This window comes from Ruegeria sp. AP12 (genome assembly GCF_056540025.1).
Genome location: NZ_JBQFVZ010000058.1, coordinates 1 through 1,437 on the forward strand (window position 1 = coordinate 1; position 1,437 = coordinate 1,437).

A 1,437-nucleotide genomic window follows, 5' to 3' on the forward strand; every position below is an offset into this window, starting at 1 on the left:
GATGAACTCGGCATCCTTGACGCCGTTGCAGACGATCAGCGCCTCGGGGGCCAGACGATGAGCCAGCGCCACGACCAGTTCGGGTTTCGATCCGGCCTCAAGCCCATAGTTGTACTTCTTGCCGAACGCGACGATGCGATCGACTACCTGCGCCTGCTGGTTCACCTTGATCGGAAACACGCCACGATAGGGGCCTTTGTAGCCCACCCGCGCGATGGCGTCGGCAAAGCTCTCGTTCAGATGCGCGATCTCGTGTTCTAGATACGAACTGACGCGCAGCAGCATCGGCGCCTTGATCCCACGGTCATCCAGATCGCTGAGGATACCGGGCAGACTGATCGCCGCCGTGTCCGGAGACATCGGATTGCGCAGACCGATCTCGCCCTGCTCCGTCACCTCGATGAGGCCTTTGCCCCATTTCTCAACCCCGTAGATGGTATGCGGTGCGTCGGGCGTGTGTTTCAATCAAGTCAGTCCTTAACTCAGAGGTGCCGGTTTCGCGCCCGCCAATACGGCAGCAGTTTGATTCTTCCAAGTGTAAACTATGTGACAGGGATTGCCGAATGTTACGCGTGCGCGCGGATCGGGATCAGGTGGTTGTCCCATTGGCAATCGGGGCGGGCAAGAACCCGCGCGCGGAGCCCGTCTACAGCGCCAAACGTGCCCGTGCCGGTGGTAAAGACCAGCCCGTCCGGACCTGCGCCCAGACCGCAGACATCCTCCAGTTCGAAAGCTCTCGTGAAGCTGCGACCTGCTACATCGAACAGATGCAGCGCATTTCCCCGTGGACAGGTTATGGCGACCTCGGCCCCGCTGGCCGAAAAGGCGATGCTGCCAGCATAGCCTTGCAAGGTATTTTGGAGGTCTTCTGGTGCGGACAGAAGTTGCGGCGGCGCGCCCCGACGGTGTAGGCCCAGCAGGGGCGTATGCTTGGTCTGGCTGCCCTGCCATTGCATCGCGAACCCCACCAGCCCGTCGTTGCGCACGCTGAGATGACGGATGGAGTTCTTGTGCAGGGCGTTTGGCAGCTCGACCCGTTCAAGCAGTCGACCGGACAGGTCCAGATAGGTCAGGTTTGGCTGCATGACGGGTAGGTTCAGTTTCGTCCGCCCGGTCTCAGGGTGGGTTTCGATTCCTCCATTGGCGATCACAAGGCTTTGGCCATCCGGCATTAGGCGCATGTCATGTGGACCAACCCCGCCCGACGAAAACTCTCCCAACCGTTCAAAGCTGGTGGCGTCCCATAGGCTGATACGGCCTTCGCCAGCCTCATAGTCGTTTTCGGTAGCAAAGAACCGGGTGCCGTCCGATGTGAAAGTACCATGACCATAGAAATGTCGTCCCTCAGGGGCCCGTAGCCGTGCAAGCTCTTGCCCGGTTGCGCAGTCTATGACCAGAGCAAACGTGCCGGGGCGGCGGGCGAAGGCCACGGCCAGC

The 1,437-nt window shown here is 60.8% G+C and carries 1 protein-coding gene and 1 pseudogene; both read right to left on the bottom strand.

Annotation, left to right across the window (positions count from 1 at the left end; translation table 11 throughout):
* Positions 1 to 465: pseudogene (locus ACR0E6_RS21155) on the bottom strand (biosynthetic arginine decarboxylase); the annotation flags it as partial.
* 101 nt (positions 466 to 566) lie between these two features.
* The coding region (locus ACR0E6_RS21160; protein ID WP_480587002.1) for a DUF1513 domain-containing protein at positions 567 to 1,437 on the bottom strand (871 nt) is incomplete at its 5' end.